The 16,291-nt window shown below is 68.1% G+C and carries 16 protein-coding genes; 10 read left to right on the top strand and 6 right to left on the bottom strand.

Annotation, left to right across the window (positions count from 1 at the left end):
* Window positions 1–59 precede the first annotated feature (59 nt).
* Both ACLF6J_RS07785 and ACLF6J_RS07780 read right to left on the bottom strand, forming a co-directional pair.
* Window positions 60–674 (bottom strand): HAD family hydrolase, encoded by a 615-nt coding sequence (locus tag ACLF6J_RS07785; protein ID WP_244093595.1) that lies wholly within the window; start codon window positions 672–674, stop codon window positions 60–62.
* A gap of 64 nt (window positions 675–738) precedes the next feature.
* Window positions 739–1,839, bottom strand: coding sequence for a fatty acid desaturase family protein (locus ACLF6J_RS07780; protein ID WP_134352976.1), 1,101 nt, complete (start codon window positions 1,837–1,839; stop codon window positions 739–741).
* Window positions 1,840–2,169: 330 nt separating this feature from the next.
* Between ACLF6J_RS07780 and ACLF6J_RS07775 the strand changes: the two genes are divergently transcribed.
* From ACLF6J_RS07775 to ACLF6J_RS07765, 3 genes are all read left to right on the top strand, one after another.
* Window positions 2,170–2,820 carry a GntR family transcriptional regulator gene (locus tag ACLF6J_RS07775; RefSeq protein WP_134352977.1) on the top strand — a complete coding sequence of 217 codons (651 nt, stop codon included), beginning with the start codon at window positions 2,170–2,172 and terminating at the stop codon, window positions 2,818–2,820.
* Window positions 2,821–3,020: 200 nt separating this feature from the next.
* Entirely contained in the window at window positions 3,021–4,037 is a 1,017-nt protein-coding gene (locus ACLF6J_RS07770; RefSeq protein WP_134352978.1) for a TerC family protein, read from the top strand.
* Between the two features lie 94 nt (window positions 4,038–4,131).
* Entirely contained in the window at window positions 4,132–5,415 is a 1,284-nt protein-coding gene (locus ACLF6J_RS07765; protein WP_131494481.1) for a hemolysin family protein, read from the top strand.
* Window positions 5,416–5,437: 22 nt separating this feature from the next.
* Here the strand turns inward: ACLF6J_RS07765 and ACLF6J_RS07760 are convergent, their stop codons facing one another.
* From ACLF6J_RS07760 to ACLF6J_RS07745, 4 genes are all read right to left on the bottom strand, one after another.
* On the bottom strand, window positions 5,438–6,340 hold the full coding sequence (locus ACLF6J_RS07760) for an SDR family NAD(P)-dependent oxidoreductase (RefSeq protein WP_421076850.1): 903 nt from the start codon (window positions 6,338–6,340) through the stop codon (window positions 5,438–5,440).
* A gap of 32 nt (window positions 6,341–6,372) precedes the next feature.
* On the bottom strand, window positions 6,373–7,053 hold the full coding sequence (locus ACLF6J_RS07755) for a cation diffusion facilitator family transporter (protein ID WP_421076849.1): 681 nt from the start codon (window positions 7,051–7,053) through the stop codon (window positions 6,373–6,375).
* Window positions 7,053–7,388 (bottom strand): ArsR/SmtB family transcription factor, encoded by a 336-nt coding sequence (locus ACLF6J_RS07750; RefSeq protein WP_134352982.1) that lies wholly within the window; start codon window positions 7,386–7,388, stop codon window positions 7,053–7,055. Before ACLF6J_RS07750 ends, ACLF6J_RS07755 begins: the two co-directional genes overlap by 1 nt.
* 86 nt (window positions 7,389–7,474) lie before the next feature.
* On the bottom strand, window positions 7,475–8,020 hold the full coding sequence (locus ACLF6J_RS07745; RefSeq protein ID WP_134352984.1) for a small multidrug efflux protein: 546 nt from the start codon (window positions 8,018–8,020) through the stop codon (window positions 7,475–7,477).
* Window positions 8,021–8,175: 155 nt separating this feature from the next.
* Here ACLF6J_RS07745 and ACLF6J_RS07740 point away from each other — a divergent pair, with 155 nt between their 5' ends.
* The 7 genes from ACLF6J_RS07740 (at window position 8,176) to ACLF6J_RS07710 (ending at window position 16,290) form a co-directional block, all read left to right on the top strand.
* Window positions 8,176–9,375 carry a sensor histidine kinase gene (locus tag ACLF6J_RS07740; RefSeq protein WP_134352986.1) on the top strand — a complete coding sequence of 400 codons (1,200 nt, stop codon included), beginning with the start codon at window positions 8,176–8,178 and terminating at the stop codon, window positions 9,373–9,375.
* The gene (locus ACLF6J_RS07735) at window positions 9,372–9,974 is read left to right on the top strand and encodes a response regulator transcription factor (protein ID WP_047521181.1); all 603 of its coding nucleotides are present in this window, start codon (window positions 9,372–9,374) and stop codon (window positions 9,972–9,974) included. The genes ACLF6J_RS07740 and ACLF6J_RS07735 overlap by 4 nt, the downstream gene beginning before the upstream one ends.
* Before the next feature lie 225 nt (window positions 9,975–10,199).
* The gene (gene erm, locus ACLF6J_RS07730) at window positions 10,200–10,964 is read left to right on the top strand and encodes a 23S ribosomal RNA methyltransferase Erm (protein WP_134352988.1); all 765 of its coding nucleotides are present in this window, start codon (window positions 10,200–10,202) and stop codon (window positions 10,962–10,964) included.
* Between the two features lie 49 nt (window positions 10,965–11,013).
* Window positions 11,014–11,520 (top strand): methylated-DNA--[protein]-cysteine S-methyltransferase, encoded by a 507-nt coding sequence (locus tag ACLF6J_RS07725; protein WP_134352990.1) that lies wholly within the window; start codon window positions 11,014–11,016, stop codon window positions 11,518–11,520.
* 89 nt (window positions 11,521–11,609) lie between these two features.
* Entirely contained in the window at window positions 11,610–13,013 is a 1,404-nt protein-coding gene (thrC, locus tag ACLF6J_RS07720; protein WP_134352992.1) for a threonine synthase, read from the top strand.
* Between the two features lie 350 nt (window positions 13,014–13,363).
* On the top strand, window positions 13,364–14,701 hold the full coding sequence (locus ACLF6J_RS07715; RefSeq protein ID WP_047520504.1) for a purine-cytosine permease family protein: 1,338 nt from the start codon (window positions 13,364–13,366) through the stop codon (window positions 14,699–14,701).
* A gap of 41 nt (window positions 14,702–14,742) precedes the next feature.
* Window positions 14,743–16,290: a hydantoinase/oxoprolinase N-terminal domain-containing protein gene (locus tag ACLF6J_RS07710; RefSeq protein WP_134352994.1), complete on the top strand. Its 1,548-nt coding sequence runs from the start codon at window positions 14,743–14,745 to the stop codon at window positions 16,288–16,290.
* Window position 16,291: the final 1 nt, after the last annotated feature.

Below are 16,291 nucleotides of genomic sequence, written 5' to 3'. Positions count from 1 at the left end.
GTCTTCGATCTCATCTCGATACCGAGGTGCCACGGGGAGTGCAACATTGAAGTTGCAGTTCAGTTCGCCAAGAACCGTTCGATCGCTGCGATCGTCGTGGCGTTGTCGCGGTGGAGAACCGCGCGGATCCCGCAACTCTCTGCTCCCCGCGCCGGGGCGTCGTTGTCATCGATGAAGAGGACGTCCTCCGCACGCGCTCCCATCCGTCCGAGGGCGGTGAGGTACGCTCCGGCGTCCGGCTTGGCCACCCCCTGCTCGTGGCTGTAACAGATCGGATCGAAGATGGACGAGAGCTGGAAACGTCGTTCTTCCTCCTCGCGCGCTCCATCGCCGGAGTTGGAGAGGATGGCGAGGCCGGCGCGTCCGCGCAGCGAGCGCGCATGCTCGAGGAGCTCGACATTCGCCTCGCCGCAGTATGCGTCCCACAACTGGGCTCGCATGGCCGCGACTTCCGCGTCATCGAGTGCCAGCGCGGCGGCGAACTTCCGCCAGAACTCGCCTTCGACGCCCGCCTGCAGCGTCGTGTCCGGGAGGTCGGCGGCATCGAGACGAGCGCGCAGGGCTTCGACCGATAGCCCGACGCGAACGCTCCACCTCTTCTCCAAGATCTGCGGCCAACGGTCATCGTCGACGAGCTCGAGGACGCCGCCGATGTCGTAGAGGATCCACTTCATCCCGGCACCCTATCCCGGGCGCTTTCCTCGTTCACCGAGAGAGCTCCGCGGGTGTCACGGTCACTCACGCGACCGCGGCACCGATGTTCCGCTGTTCGACGAGTGGGCAGGTGAACACGTCGCGCTCGCCGAGCCCGACGCGGTTGATGTAGCGCACCACGATCGCATAGGAGGTGAACAGGCCGACCTGCGTGTAGGGAACGCCATGAGCTCGGCAGTACTCGGCGATGACGGGTGCGGCGCGGCGCAGGTGTGGGCGCGGCATCGACGGGAACAGGTGGTGCTCGACCTGGAAATTCAGTCCGCCCATCGCGATGTCGAGGAAGCGACTGCCCCGGACGTTCCTGCTCATCATCACCTGGCGTCGGAGGAAGTCCAGGGTCATGTCCCGCGGGACCACCGGCATCCCCTTGTGGTTCGGGGCGAACGCGATGCCCATGTAGAACCCGAACAGTCCCAACTGGACCGCGAGGAACACGAAGGCGACCCCCGGGGAGAGCACGATGAACACGAGCACCAGGTAGCCGATCATGCGGACGCTGAGGAAAGCGATCTCGGCCCACCGGCGTTCGAGCCGCCCAGACACGACCACGCGGCGAAGACTCGACGCGTGCAGCGAGAGACCCTCGAAGAGCAGGATCGGGAAGAACAGCACTCCCTGGTGTCCACGAAGCCAGGTGAGGACGACCCCGTGGTGTCGCCTCGCCGCCTCGGGTGAGACCGCGATCACCGGTAGTTCGATGTCGGGGTCGGATCCGATCCTGTTCGGGTTGGCGTGGTGACGCGTGTGCTTGTGCTGCCACCACCCATAGCTCATGCCGACGAGGAGGTCGCCGAGGATCAGGCTGACCCAGTCGTTCCACCGTCCGGACACGAAGATCTGTCGATGCGCGGCATCGTGCCCGAGAAAGGCGATCTGGGTGAAGACGACCGCCAGGACTGCTGCCGTGAACAGCTGCCACCAGGTGTCGCCGATCCACGCGAACGCGAACAGGCACCCTGCCACGATGAGGGGGGCGGCGATGAGCTTGGTCCAGTAGTAGCCGTACCGGCGATGCAGCAAGCCGAGCCCGCGCACCTGCTGTGACAGTTCGGTGAAGGTGCTCGATGGGCGCGACGCATTGTCCGGGGGGCGCGTGCGGGTGGTCGGACGGATGCCGTCCATGATGACCTCTTCTCCGACGCCGACCTCTGCGGCGGCGCCGTGTTCTGCGACCCCGTCGTCGATAGCCGGACGTCGCCGGAGACGGCCTTCGCCAGCGGGGGTTCGTCTGTGACGCTACGCTCCCAACCTGCACGTGCTCACAGCCTCACGCGCTTCCGATAGCCGCGACTCCGATGGCGTTCGGCTTCGCCGCGGGATATCGAATCTCCGCCTGACCGGCACAAAGCAATGCGATATATTGCACAGCGGGTAGAACGTCAGGTTCTACGTTCTTTCTCTCTCGCTGGAGGACATGTGGCACTGTCGGGTGGACCGCTCGAGCGCAGGTCCATGAGCGACGAGGCCTATGCGCGCTTGCAGGACGCGATCATCTCAGGCGAACTGCCCCCGGGCGAACGTCTGCGCGACTATGACCTCGCCGAGCGCCTGGGCACGTCGAAGACTCCGATCCGCCACGCGCTCGACCGTCTGGCCGATCACGGCCTCGTCGAGATGCAGCGCAACCGCTACACGCGGGTGGCCCCGATCGATCTCGAAGGAGTCCGCAACGCCGTCGACCTCTTCGGTGACATCTGGATCGGTTCCCTCCGTCATGCGAAGGCGGTGATCGAGGCCGATGACCTCGCTCACCTCACCGCCCTCACGGACGAGGTGGTCGCGGCCGCCCACGTGCGTGACGTGGCCGGCTTCGGTATCGCGCTCCGGTCCCTCGCGACCGGGTTCGCCCGCATCGAAGGCAACGCTGCGCGCACAGCCGCCATCGAGCGTCTCGACCCTCAGATCCGCCGATTCGCTCAGCACGCTCGTGATGCCTTCGATGCGGAGGCCGTCTCCGCGTGCGTCGAAGCACTTCGCGTGGCGCTGATAGAGCGTGACGTGGTGGAGACCAGAAGCGTGCTCGTGACTCTCTTCGACGATGTGCTCAGCGGCATGATCGACCGCGCGGAAGAGCGGGGTCTCGTCCGCTCCGACCCGGAGTAGCCGCCCCTCCGCCGCATTCCCGGCCAATCCACAGGAACCGCAAAGGGTGTCCTCGTACTCTGGGATCTCCCAAGGGGAGTACTCCGACACGGTGGGATCGTCATTACGGATGCACGTCGCATCCCGGGCCACCGGTTCCTGTTTCACGGAATGGAGAAGACTTTGGCGGTACGGTCGTACCCCGAGTCTGGAGCCCTCATTTGGATATCACCCCGCTGATCTGGATCATCACGATCGCGATCACGATCGCTTTCTTCGTGTACGAGTTCTTCTCCCACGTTCGCACCCCGCACGAGCCGACGATCGCGGAGTCGGCGCGCTGGTCGATCTTCTACATCAGCCTCGCGCTGCTGTTCGGCGTCGGGATCGGCGTCTTCTCCGGCTGGACGTTCGGCGGCGAGTACTTCGCCGGCTACCTCACCGAGAAGGCGCTGTCGATCGACAACCTCTTCGTCTTCCTGATCGTGATGACCGGCTTCGCCGTGCCGAAGAAGTACCAGCAGAAGGTGCTGATGATCGGCATCGTGATCGCGCTGATCCTGCGAGGGATCTTCATCGCCATCGGCGCGACGCTCATCGAGAACTTCTCGTGGATCTTCTACCTGTTCGGCGCCCTGCTCCTCGTGCTCGCGTATCGCCAGGCGTTCAGCAACCATGAGAGCAACCCCGCGAACGGACGGTTCATGACGTTCGTCCGCCGTCATCTGCCCGTCAGCGACGAGTACAACGGCGACCGGCTCACAGTGGTGAAGAACGGCAAGCGCTTCGTCACGCCGATGCTGCTCACGATCATCGCCATCGGGTTCATCGACCTCGTGTTCGCCGTCGACTCGATCCCCGCGATCTACGGTCTCACCGACCAGGCCTACATCGTCTTCACAGCGAATGCCTTCGCGCTCATGGGTCTGCGCCAGCTGTACTTCCTCATCGGAGGACTGCTGGAGCGTCTGGTGTACCTGGCTCAGGGCCTCGCCGTCATCCTCGGATTCATCGGCGTCAAGCTCGTCCTGCACGCGCTGCACGTCAACGAGCTGCCGTTCATCAACGGCGGCCAGGGCGTCGAGTGGGCGCCGGAGATCCCCATCTGGTTCTCCCTGCTGTTCATCGGCGCGACCATCGCGGTGGCCACCGCCGCGAGCCTCCTCAAGACCCGTCGCACCCCCGGCGAGGTCACCTCTTCCACCGGCACCACCCCTACCCACAAGGAGCACTCTTGAGCGCGCAGCGCTGTTCTGACTCTTCGGACTCTGACAGTACGAGCGCCCGGTTCATTCCGGGCGCTCATCCCACCACAGACGAGGCGGCCCGCTGATGGGCGACCTGCTCTGGAACATCGCCCTCGTCTTCGCGTTCGTGCTGATCGGCGGTGTCTTCGCTGCGACGGAGATGGCCCTGGTCACGCTCCGCGAGAGCCAGATCAACGCGATCGGGCAACGGGGCCGCCGTGGGGCGAAGGTCGCGGCACTCGCCCGCAACCCCAACACCTTCCTCTCGGCTGTGCAGATCGGCGTGACGGTCGCGGGCTTCGCCTCGGCCGCGTACGGCGCTACATCGATCGCACCGTCCTTGGCGCCGTTGCTGGAGTCGTGGGGCCTCGCCCCCGCACTCGCCCTCACGATCGCAACTGTCATCCTCACTCTCGTGATCGCCTACCTGTCGCTCGTGCTCGGAGAACTCGTGCCCAAGCGGCTCGCGATCCAGCGCAACGCCCAGTTCGCATACGCCGTGGCTCCCGCTCTCAACGGGTTCGCGGTGATCATGCGTCCCGTGATCTGGCTGCTCTCCGTGTCGACCGACGCGCTGGTGCGACTGCTCGGCGGTGATCCCCGCAAGATGGGCGACGAGATGACCGACGAGGAGGTGCGCGACATCGTTGCGAGCCACCAGGGTCTGCCCGAAGATGAACGCCGCATCCTCGACGATGTGCTGTCCTTGCGGGGACGCCAGGTCAGCGAGGTCATGCGACCGCGGCCGGAGGTCGTGGCCCTCGACGAAGATGCCAACGTCGGTGATGTGCTGGCCCAGGTGCGGGACCTCCCGTATTCGCGCTACCCCGTCTCGAACACGTCCATCGACGACATCGCGGGGTTCGTCCACGTGCGGGACCTGTTCGAGGCGTCATCCGACGACCCAGCGCGTCCGCTCCGTGCGCTCGTCCGCGACATCCCGTACATCCCCTCCAGCGCGCGCGTTCTGCCCACGCTGACGCGGATGCGGGCCGAAGGGCACCACATCGCGGTCGTCGTCGACGAGTACGGCGGCACGGACGGTCTCGTCACGTTGGAGGACCTCGTCGAGGAGGTCGTCGGCGAGATCTTCGACGAGTACGACGCCGAGGAGTACTTCTCCGCGGAAGAGGGACTCGACGGGCGGCTCAACCTGCAGGACTTCGAGGAGGCGACCGGGCTGGCGATGCCGCGGGGCTCGTCCGACACGATCGCAGGTTTCGTGACCGAGCAGTTGGGTCGCCTCGCGGTCGTCGGCGACACGGTCGAGGTGCCCGGTGCCTCGATTCAGGTCATGGCCCTGGATCGTCGTCGCATCTCCCGTGTGCGGGTCACACCGCAGGAGAGCCCGGAGCCCGTCGAGGACTGATGCCGACGGGTGAGCCTTCTCGTCAGGGGCGCACGCCGATGAGACGCTCGGCGGCTGCCCACACCGCGGCTCCGGTCGTGGGGGAGCGGACCTCGTCCGAGGCTGTCACTCGTCGTGGTGCCCCACGGAACTCGAGCAGTCCACCCGGACCCCAGTAGTCGCCGTTCACGACCTCCGCGGAGGTCGCTGCGTGCACGATGGGCAGCGCTCCGCCGTCCTTGCCCTGCACGAGCATCCGAGTGGGCGCCGTCAGGGCGCGGAGGAAACCGGAGACCTGGGCGAGGCCGGGGCGCGGGGGAGTGAGCGGGTCGACGGCATAGCCCGGGTGCGCGACGACCGCCGACCGCGAAGAGTCCGACCAACGCCGTGAGAGCTCGAAAGCGAAGGCCATCAACAGGGCCTTCGAGCGTCCGTACTGGCGGAGCGAGGAACCGCTCCACGGGGCGTCGAGGGTCGCGGGGTCGAGCCGCGCGAAACGGTGTGCGATCGAGCCCACCGCGACCACGCGGGCATCCGGTGTGAAGAGCGGTTCGAGCTGCGCCACGAGGGCGAAGTGGCCGAGGAAGTTGGTGCCCACCATGAGGTCGAAGCCGTCGCTCGTACGCGCCGCAGGGTCGGCCGCCTTCACCCCCGCGTTGCAGATCACCACATCGATCCGCTCGCCCACCTCCGCAGCGGCGTGAGTGATGCTGTCGAGCGAGCCGAGGTCGAGCGCCAGCACGTGCAGCTCGGCATCCGGCACGCGGCTCCGGATCGCCGAGGCCGCCGTCTGCGCGCGCTCCGATGAGCGGCAGCCCAACAACACGCGGGCTCCGCGAGCGGCCAGCTGCTCGGCGCACCAGTAGCCGATGCCCGCGTTCGCCCCGGTGACCAGCACCGTGCGTCCGCGCAGGTCTCCGGCAGGCGTGAGAGGAGCGGCATCCATCTCCCCAACCTAGGCGCTGTGGGCGCCGGCAGTCAGTGGCCGTGGCCGTGGTCGTCGTCGTTCTCGTGGTCGTCCTCGTTCTCGAGGAGCATTCCGATCGAGGTGGCGCAGGCGTCGCCCTTCCAGGCCTCGATGCCCTCGCGCACGGCGAAGGCGGCGATCACGAGTCCGGCGAAGGCATCGGCCCACCACCACCCCAGCAGCGAGTTGACGACCAAGCCGATCAGCACGGCGGCGGAGAGGTACGTGCAGATGAGAGTCTGCTTCGAGTCCGCGACCGCCGTCGCCGATCCGAGCTCCCGGCCCGCGCGACGTTCGGCGAACGACAGGAACGGCATGACCGCGACGCTGACCGCCGTGAGGATGATGCCGATCGTGCTGTGCTCCGGACGCTCGGCCGTGACCAGTGCGGTCACGGAGGTCGCGGTGACATAGGCGGCGAGGGCGAAGAACGCCACGGCGATCACGCGCAAGGTGGGTTTCTCCCAGCGCTCCGGATCGCGGCGGGTGAACTGCCAGGCGACGGCGGCCGCGGACAGCACCTCGATCGTCGAGTCCAGCCCGAAGCCGATGAGAGCCGCGGACGATGCGACCGTCCCCGCCGTGATCGCGATGATCGCCTCGACCACGTTGTAGCCGATCGTGACGCCGACGAGGAGGCGGATGCGACGATGCAGGGTCTCCCGACGCGCGTCGGTGAGCGTCGACGACATCAGCAGGTGCATCCTTCACCCGAACAGCAGTCCGGTTCGACGATGAGGGTGACCCGCAGGAGCATGTCGAGGGCCGGTGCGAGGTGACGGTCGGCGAGACGATAGCTGCTGCGACGGCCATCGGGCACGCTCTCGACGAGCCCACAGCCGCGGAGACAGGCGAGGTGGTTCGACAGGGCCTGGCGGGAGACGCCGAGGGCTTCGGCCAGATCAGCGGGGTAGCCGGGGGCTTCGCGCAGAGCGAGGAGCACGCCGGCGCGAGTCGGGTCGGAGAGTGCATGCCCCAGACGCGCGACAGCGGATGTGTGGGTCAGCGATGCGAGAGCGGTCGTCACGCACTCGATGATACAGAAAATGCTGAATTCAGGTATTCCTGAATTCAACAAGAGGGGGCGCGACGACGTCTCGCGCCCCCGGATGATCAGCGGATCGCGTACACCGCGCTGCCGATGATCACGGCGACGACGGTCGTCCAGCCGATGATGGCGATGGCCTGCCAGAAGAGGATGCGCGCCTTCCTGATGCCGGAGGCGGCGAGCATCGTCGCGGTGAACTGTGTCGGCAGCAGGAGCGGGCCGAGCAGGCTGACGCCGGGTACGCCGTAGCGTTCGAAGGCGCGCTGGAACTTCTCCTTCCGGGCGGAACCGCGCCCGGAGTCGACGGCTTCCGCTGCCGGTGCTGTGTCCGTCGTGCCGCCGCCGGCGAGGACAGCGTTCCTGGCACGCGAGCGGTTCACGACCGCCTGACGCGCACCGGAGCTCGCCAGCACCAGCACCGCGACGCACAGGAAGTTGCCGACCATCGCGGCGATCGCCGCGACCACCGGAGGGATGCCGCCGAGGACCCCGATGCTCACCGCGCCCTCGCCCTCGATGAAGGGGATCGCGCCGGCGAGGGCGACGATGAGCGGCTGCACGAGCTCGGGGACCTGGGCGACCAGGTTCTGGAAGGTCTCGATGAGGTTCATGGGGTGCTCCCTGCTGTCGGTGCGAGCGGCGTCTCCGCTGCGATGACTCCAGTCCAGCCGAGGAGCAGCCGTGGCGGCAGTGTCGGCCCGTCACCTGTTCCCCTGCGGTTCGCACGGTGATCCCGTGACATGTGTCACGCCTCTATCGTGGGAGCGTGAGTTCCGTCCCGCCCCTCCCCGTCGCCGATCCGACGCCCGGCTCCCGCCAGCTCGCCCGGGGCATCACCGCCACCTGGTGGTACACCGCGAGCGCCGTGGTGTTCTTCGAGCTGATGCTGGTCGTCGCGTGGACCGGCATCACCGCCGCCGTCGATCTGCGCGGCGGCGCGATCCTCGTCGTCGCGATCGGTGGCGTGCTCTGGTGTGCGTCGACCATGCTGCTGCTCGCCGATTACCGCAGCCGTATCGACGCGGGTCCCGGCATCGCCTGGGGGCGCCTGGCCGTGCCCTTCCTGGTTGCGGTCGCATACGGATTGGTGGCGGGGTCGGCGGTCGGGAGCTGGGCGCTCGCGGCCATGCCGGTCGCGCAGTTCTTCGTGCTCCTGCGATGGCCACGCGGAATCCGGATGCGTGTGGCCGCGACGGCGACCCTGCTGCTCGTGGCCCTGACGGTGGTGGACTCGACCGCGAGAGGCCTCGACACGGGCCTCCCGTTCTGGCTGCCCGCTGTGTATGCCGTCCTGCTGCCGGCGATGACCGTGAGCTCGCTCTGGTGGTGGGATGTCCTGGTCACACTCGACCGCGCCCGCGCTTCCGAGGCCAAGCTCGCCGCGACGCAGGAGCGCCTGCGGGTGGCGACCGACGTGCACGACCTGCAGGGGCATCATCTCCAGGTCATCGCGTTGCAGCTGGAACTCGCGGAGCGGCTCCTGCCGACCGATGCGGAGGCCGGGATGGAACAGCTCCGGGCCGCGCGACTCAGTGTCGACGAGGCGCGGCAGGGGACCAGAGACCTCGCGACCCGCTTCCGGTCCGTTCCGCTCGGCGATGAGCTCGCCAACGCGCGAGATCTCCTGACCGCAGCGGGTCTCACCGTGGAGGCCGTGATCGATCCGGATGCCGATGCCGCACCGGGGACTGCGCTGGGGCCGGTGATCCGGGAGACCACGACGAATGTGCTGCGCCACGGGGGTGGCCGTCGAGCGCGGCTGGTGCTGGCACGGATCGGTGATTCCTGGCGATACGAGATCGCGAACGACAGGATGCCCGGCGCGCCGCTCGATCACGACGGATCCGGCCTCGAGGGGGTTCGGCGACGGATCGAGGAGGCGCACGGTTCTCTGGCGGTGCGGCGCGATGCCGATGAGTTCGCGGTCGTCGTGACCGTTCCGTCGCAGCCGGAGGAGGGGCGTTGATCCGCGTGCTGCTCGCCGACGACGAGGCGATGATCCGCTCTGCGCTCGCCGCACTGCTGCGACTCGAAGCCGACATCGACGTCGTCGCGGAGTGCGCCGACGGCGAGCAGGCCGTCGCCGAGGCGCTGCGCCTGCAACCCGACGTGTGTCTGCTGGACCTGGAGATGCCCGGACTGGATGGGGTGCAGGTCGCGGAGAAACTGCACCGGGCGATCGCGACGCGCTGCGTGGTGGTCACCCGTCATGCGCGTCCGGGGGTGCTGCGGCGAGCCCTGGCATCCGGCGTCTCCGGTTTCCTGCCCAAGTCCCGGGGTGCGGACGAGGTCGCCGCCGTCATCCGCCGTGTCGCGGCAGGAGCCCGCTATGTCGATCCGGAGATCGCGGCGGATGCTCTGAGCGATGAGCGCTCGCCCCTCACCGATCGCGAGCTCGATGTGCTGCGCGCGGGGCGGCGCGGGGAGACGACCGGTCAGATCGCGCGGGCTCTCGCTCTCGCGCCCGGCACCGTGCGCAACCACATCTCCGTCATCCTCGGCAAACTCGCCGTCGACACCCGCCAGCAGGCTGTGCTCACCGCCGAGGAACGCGGCTGGATCTGAGCGCCGATATGCTGGCACGCATGGGAACAATATGCGCCGCGCCCGTGATGGGGCGCACCCTCGTGTTCCGCGACCGCCGCGCCTGACGGCGCGCTCGCTCACCGCACGCATCTGCGCGCCGTCCACCGAGATGTCATCGCACCTCGGGACGGGCAGCACTCGCTGACGCCTCTTCGCGTCCTCCCTCCTTCCGAGGTGCTCCGATTCTTCTTCTGGAGCGCACTCATGCCTCGTTCACCCCATGGCGGCCGTCACGAACTCGGCCAGAACTTCCTCACCCACCGTCCGACCCTCGCCCGGATCACGGCTCTCGTCGACCGCACGTCCGGACCGATCCTCGAATTGGGGTGCGGCGATGGCGCCCTCACGCGCCGACTCGCGGGGCTCGGCCGACCGCTCACGGCTATCGACATCGACGAGCACCGGGTGCGGCGGTTGCGCGCGGCCCTGCCCGGGGTCCGCATCGAGTTCGGGGACGCGACCCGTCATCCCCTTGCTGCCGCCGTGGTCGTCGGCAACATCCCGTTCCACGTGACCACCCCCATCCTCCGGCGTCTTCTGTCGCGGAAGGAGTGGAGGGAGGCCGTGCTGCTGACCCAGTGGGAGGTGGCGCGCAAGCGTGCGGGCGTCGGTGGCGGCACCATGATGACCGCGCAGTCGGCTCCATGGTTCGCCTTCTCCCTCGAGGGGAGGGTCCCGGCCTGGGGCTTCTCCCCGCAACCGAGCGTCGACGGGGGCGTGCTCACGATCACACGACGGGCCTCACCGCTCGTTCCGGTGTCCGACCGGCGGGGGTACGAGGCGTTCGTCCGGGCGATGTTCACGGGGAGAGGGGCCACACTTCCCGCGGTGCTGGCGGCGGCGACTCGCGCTCCGATGTCGCGCGCGCGGCGCGCCGTGATGGCAGCCGACGCGACCAGCTGTCGATGGCCGCGGGATCTGCGTCCGGAGCACTGGGCGGCGCTCTGGCGTGAGGTCTCCCGCGGATGAGGCGCGGGATCGTGACTCCGCTGTCGGACGGCGGAGGTACTCTCGACGCATGTCCGCCTTCGGCACGCTCGCCACCCCGGTCGGCGTCATCGGGGTCGTGAGCGACGGTGCGGCCGTCACCCGGGTCACGTGGCGAACCACTCCGCCCGGCGGCGGTGTCGTCGTGCCCGACGCCGGGTCCGATCCCTTGCTGGTCGAGGCGCTCGCACAGGTGGCGGCCTACTTCGACGGCACACTGCGTCGCTTCGATCTGCCGGTCGATCTCGGCCCGCAGACCGAGGCCACGCGTGCTGTCCTCACCGCACTCCATGAGACCGTGGCCCACGGAGAGACGATCACGTACGGCGGTCTCGCCACGCGCAGTGGCACCGACGTGCCGGCCCGGGGGATCGGCTCGATCATGGGCGCGAACCCGGTTCCCCTGATCGTGCCGTGTCACCGCGTCGTCGCCGGCGATGGGCTGGGCGGCTATTCCGGCGCAGAAGAGGGGCACGGCCTCGAGACGAAGCGGTGGCTGTTGGAGCATGAAGGGGCGCTCCCGACCTCCCTGTTCTGACGGCGAGCGGTGGTGTCCGTCATCCCGTCACTCGGACCGGGAACACCCTGCGAGAATGGACGTGCCGAGTCCCGAGCCGAGGAGCCAACGTGCAGTTCATCTCCACCCGCGGCGGCATGCAGCCGCAGTCGTTCAGCGAGACGCTGTTGGAGGGCCTCGCGCCCGATGGTGGGCTGGCGGTGCCGGAGACCATGCCGGTCGTCGACGGTGAGACGCTCGAGCGCTGGCGGGCCCTGACCTATCCACAGCTCGCGACAGAGGTGCTCGGACTGTTCGCGACCGACATCCCTCGCGCAGACCTGGCCCGGATGACCGCCGCCGCGTACGCCGACTTCCCTGACGGCGTCGTGCCGCTGCGGGCGATCGATGACGAACTCACCCTCGTCGGGCTCTCCGAGGGGCCGACGCTCGCGTTCAAGGACATGGCCATGCAGTTCCTCGGCCAGGTGCTCGAGTACACGTTGGAGCGCAAGGGATCGGTGCTCAACATCCTCGGCGCGACCTCGGGAGACACCGGGTCGGCGGCCGAGCACGCGCTGCGGGGCAAGGAGCGCGTCGCGGTGTTCATGCTGTCACCGCAAGGGCGCATGAGCGCGTTCCAGCGCGCGCAGATGTTCTCCCTCGACGACGCGAACGTGCACAACATCGCCGTCGAGGGTGTCTTCGACGACTGTCAGAACCTCGTCAAGAAGCTCGCCGGCGACCTCGACTTCAAGCGTGCCCACCACCTCGGTGCCGTGAACTCCATCAATCTGGCACGCATCACCGCGCAGACGGTCTACTACTTCTGGGCGTGGCTGCGGGCGACCGATGCAGGCGGCTGGACCGAGCTGTCGTTCACCGTTCCGTCGGGCAACTTCGGCAACATCCTCTCCGGGTTCTTCGCGAAGCAGATGGGCCTGCCGATCCGTCGCCTGGTGCTCGCCGCGAACGAGAACAACGTGCTGGACGAGTTCTTCCGCACGGGTGTCTACCGCCCGCGCAGCGCCGCCCAGACGCTCGCGACCTCCAGTCCGTCGATGGACATCTCGAAGGCGTCGAACCTGGAGCGTTTCATCTTCGAGCTGGTCGGCCGTGACGCGGAGCGCGTCGTCGGTGCCTGGCGTGAGCTCGACGAGAGCGGCTTCTTCGACTTCTCCGCGGAGCAGGAGCGCTTCGTCGAGGAGTTCGGGATCGTCAGCGGCACCTCGACGCACGAGGACCGGTTGGCGACGATCCGCTCGGTGTACGAGACGACGGGAGAGGTCATCGACCCGCACACGGCCGACGGCGTCAAGGTCGCGCGAGAGTACGTCGAGCCCGGTGTGCCCATGCTCGTGCTCGAGACGGCGAAGCCCGAGAAGTTCGCTGAGACGATCCACGAGGCGCTCGGAGTGGAGCTCGGCTACGCACCCGAGCTGCAGGAGATGCTGGACGCACCGCAGCACGTGACCGAGATGCCCGACGACGAGCACGCACTCCGTGAGTTCATCGCCGCGAACGCTGTGAGCTGAGCGCACCCGCGCCTCCCGCGTCCCCGCATCCACACCCCCTCCGCCCGTCGGCACCCCCTCCGCCCGTCGATACCCCCTCTGCGTGCCGCGAACCGGAGGGGGTGTCGACGCGGGGAGGGGGCGTCGACGGGCGAGGGTCTGGACGCGGGGAGGGGTGTCGACGCGGGGCCGGGGGTGTCCACGTGGGGAGGGGGCGTCGACGAGACGGACAGAGGAACGGGAGGCAGACGATCGGGATGATGTGCGATCTGCACATCCGTGCGGGATGTTCGTGCGATCTGCACATGTAGGCCGGGCGCAGGGCATCGCTACTGTGGCGCACAACCCGTTCCCTCTCCCGAAGGACCCTCATGGCACGCACGGCGCACCCCGACGACTTCGCGCTCTCCCGAGTGACTCCTGAGGCCCGCAAACCCTGGTTCGGAATCGCTGTGCAGCGGTTCGGTCAGGTCTCGGCCCTCTCGCAGTTCCTCCTCGGCGCGACCCTCGGCTACAGCATGACTTTCGGCGAGGCCGTCCTCGCCTTCCTCTTCGGCTCGATCATCCTCGAGGTGATCATGTGCGTGGTCGGCTTCATCGGCCAGCGCGAGGGCCTCAACACCGCACTGCTCGCCCGGTGGACCGGCTTCGGGGAGATCGGTGCCTCGCTGGTCGGGCTCGCGATCGGGATCAGCCTCATCGGCTGGTTCGGCATCCAGTCGGCCATCTCGGCACAGTCCCTCGACGCCCTGATGCCCGGTGCGCTGCCGGTCTGGGCGTGGAGCCTCATCTTCGGTCTCGCCGTCACCGCGATCGTCGCCTTCGGCTTCGTGGGCATGCAGTGGCTCGCGAACATCACGGTGCCGCTCTTCCTCATCCTGGTCGGCTGGTCGGTCATCACCGAGCTGAGCCGTCACGACATCGGCGAGCTGCTCACGGGGCCGGCACCCGGACCCACGATGAGCGTCTGGGCCGGTACGGGTATCGTCGCGGGTGGTCTCATCGTCGGCGCGATCATCACGGGTGACATGACCCGCTTCAACCGTTCTCGCGCCGACGTCGTCAAGCAGACCGTGCTCGGAGTCTCGCTCGGTGAGTTCGTGATCGGACTCGCCGGTGTCCTGCTGGCACACGCGGCCGCCACCGGTGACATCGTCGCGATCGTGACGTCGTCCGTCGGCTTCATCGGCCTCTTCATCGTGCTCACCGGCACCCTGAAGATCAACGACTGGAACCTATACTCGTCGACCCTGGGCCTGGTGAACTTCATCTCGACGGCGTTCGGCAAGAACCTGCACCGCGTCACCACGACGATCGTGCTGGGCGTCGTCGGATCCATCCTGGCCGCGGTCGGCATCCTCGGACAGTTCACCGAGTTCCTGATCGTGCTCAGCGTCGCCTTCCCGCCGATCGCCGGCATCATGGTCGCCGAGTACTACGTGGTGCGCCGCTGGCGTCCTGAGCTCGACGCGACCCGTGAGGCCGGCACCCTTCCGGCCACCGCGCCACGCATCGTTCCCGCGACGATCGTCGTGTGGCTGGTGTCCGCGCTCGTCGGCTACTTCGTGACCTGGGGCATCCCGTCGTTGCTCAGTCTCTTCCTCTCGATGGCGCTCTACATCGTGGCGGGCAAGCTCGGCTGGGTCCGCGGTGTCGGAGTCGCGAACACGCGGCAGGCGAGCCCGGTCGAAGAGACAGCCGCGGCCTGAGCCGCCCCGAGTCAGAACCTCCTCACAGGAAAGCGAGAATCATGCACATCGGCATCGACGTCGGCGGCACCAACACCGACGCAGTCCTCATGGACGGCACCCGCACGCTCGCGGGCGTGAAGCACTCGACCACCCCCGATGTCACCAGTGGCATCATCCAGGCGATCGAGGATCTGCGGGCCGGACACGCGTTCGAGGGCGCCGACGTCGACGCCGTCATGATCGGCACGACGCACTTCATCAACGCACTCGTGCAGGCGAGCCGTCTGGCGCCGGTCGCGGCACTCCGCCTCGGGCTCCCGGCGACGCGAGCTCTACCGCCGCTGATCGACTGGCCCGACGTGCTGGTCGAGGCGACGCAGGCCCGCAGCTATCTCGCCCACGGGGGCTACGAGTTCGACGGCCGACCGATCTCACCCCTCGACCCGGACGAGATCCGGGCGCACGCCGAAGACATGAAGTCGCACAGCATCCGCTCGGTCGCGATCTCGTCGGTGTTCAGCCCGGTCAACCACGACCTCGAGGCACGGGCGGCAGAGATCGTCGCAGAGGTGCTGGGGGCGGATGCCGCCATCTCGCTCTCCCACGAGATCGGACGCATCGGACTGCTGGAGCGCGAGAACGCGACGATCATCAACGCCGCGCTGCGCGAGCTCGCGTCCGAGATCGTCGATGGGCTGACCTCCGCCGTGCGCGCCCAGGGCATCGAGGCGCCGATCTTCCTCAGCCAGAACGACGGCACGCTCATGGACGAGGAGTACGTGCGTCGCTACCCGGTCGCGACTTTCGCCTCCGGTCCGACGAACTCGATGCGCGGAGCAGCCGCGACGAGCGGTCTGGACGACTGCGCCGTGATCGATGTGGGCGGCACCACGGCCGACATCGGGTTGCTGATCAACGGCTTCCCGCGGGAGACCGCGAACGAGGTCAAGGTCGCCGGCATCCGCACCAATTTCCGGATGCCGGACGTCCTCTCGCTCGGCATCGGTGGCGGCAGCATCGTCGATGAGGAGACCGCCGAGGTCGGACCGGCATCCGTCGGGTACAAGCTGACCACGGAAGCGCTGGTGTTCGGTGGATCGACCCTGACCGCCACGGACATCGCGGTCGCGGCCGGCCGCGCCCACGTGGGCGACGCGAGCAAGGTCGCGCACCTCGACCCCGTGTTCGTCGAGCGGGTGCTCGCCCGCATCGCCGAGCGTGTGTCGGAGGCGGTCGACCGCATGCGCACGTCACCCGAGCCCATCGCGGTGGTCGCCGTCGGCGGAGGCTCGATCCTGCTCCCCGACGAGTTGCCGCTGTTCGGCACCGTGCACCGACCTGAGAACTACGCGGTCGCGAACGCCATCGGTGCCTCGATCGCGCAGGTCGGCGGTGAGATCGACAAGGTCTACGCGATCGAGCCCGGTCGTCGTGACGAGACACTCGCGGAGGTGCGCGCCGAGGCGGTCGACAAGGCGATCGCGGCGGGTGCCAAGCCCTCGACCGTGTCGATCATCGACTTCGACGAGGTGCCCATCCCGTATCTGCCCGGCAACGCCACGCGCATCCGCGTCAAGGCGGTCGGCGACCTCGACATGGGGGCGTGAC

The sequence above is a fragment of the Microbacterium sp. IO18 genome (assembly GCF_049099505.1).
Taxonomy (GTDB): Bacteria; Actinomycetota; Actinomycetes; order Actinomycetales; family Microbacteriaceae; genus Microbacterium; species Microbacterium aurugineum.
Note: the sequence above shows the minus strand (reverse complement) of the source record. Positions and strands in the feature narration are given on the sequence as shown.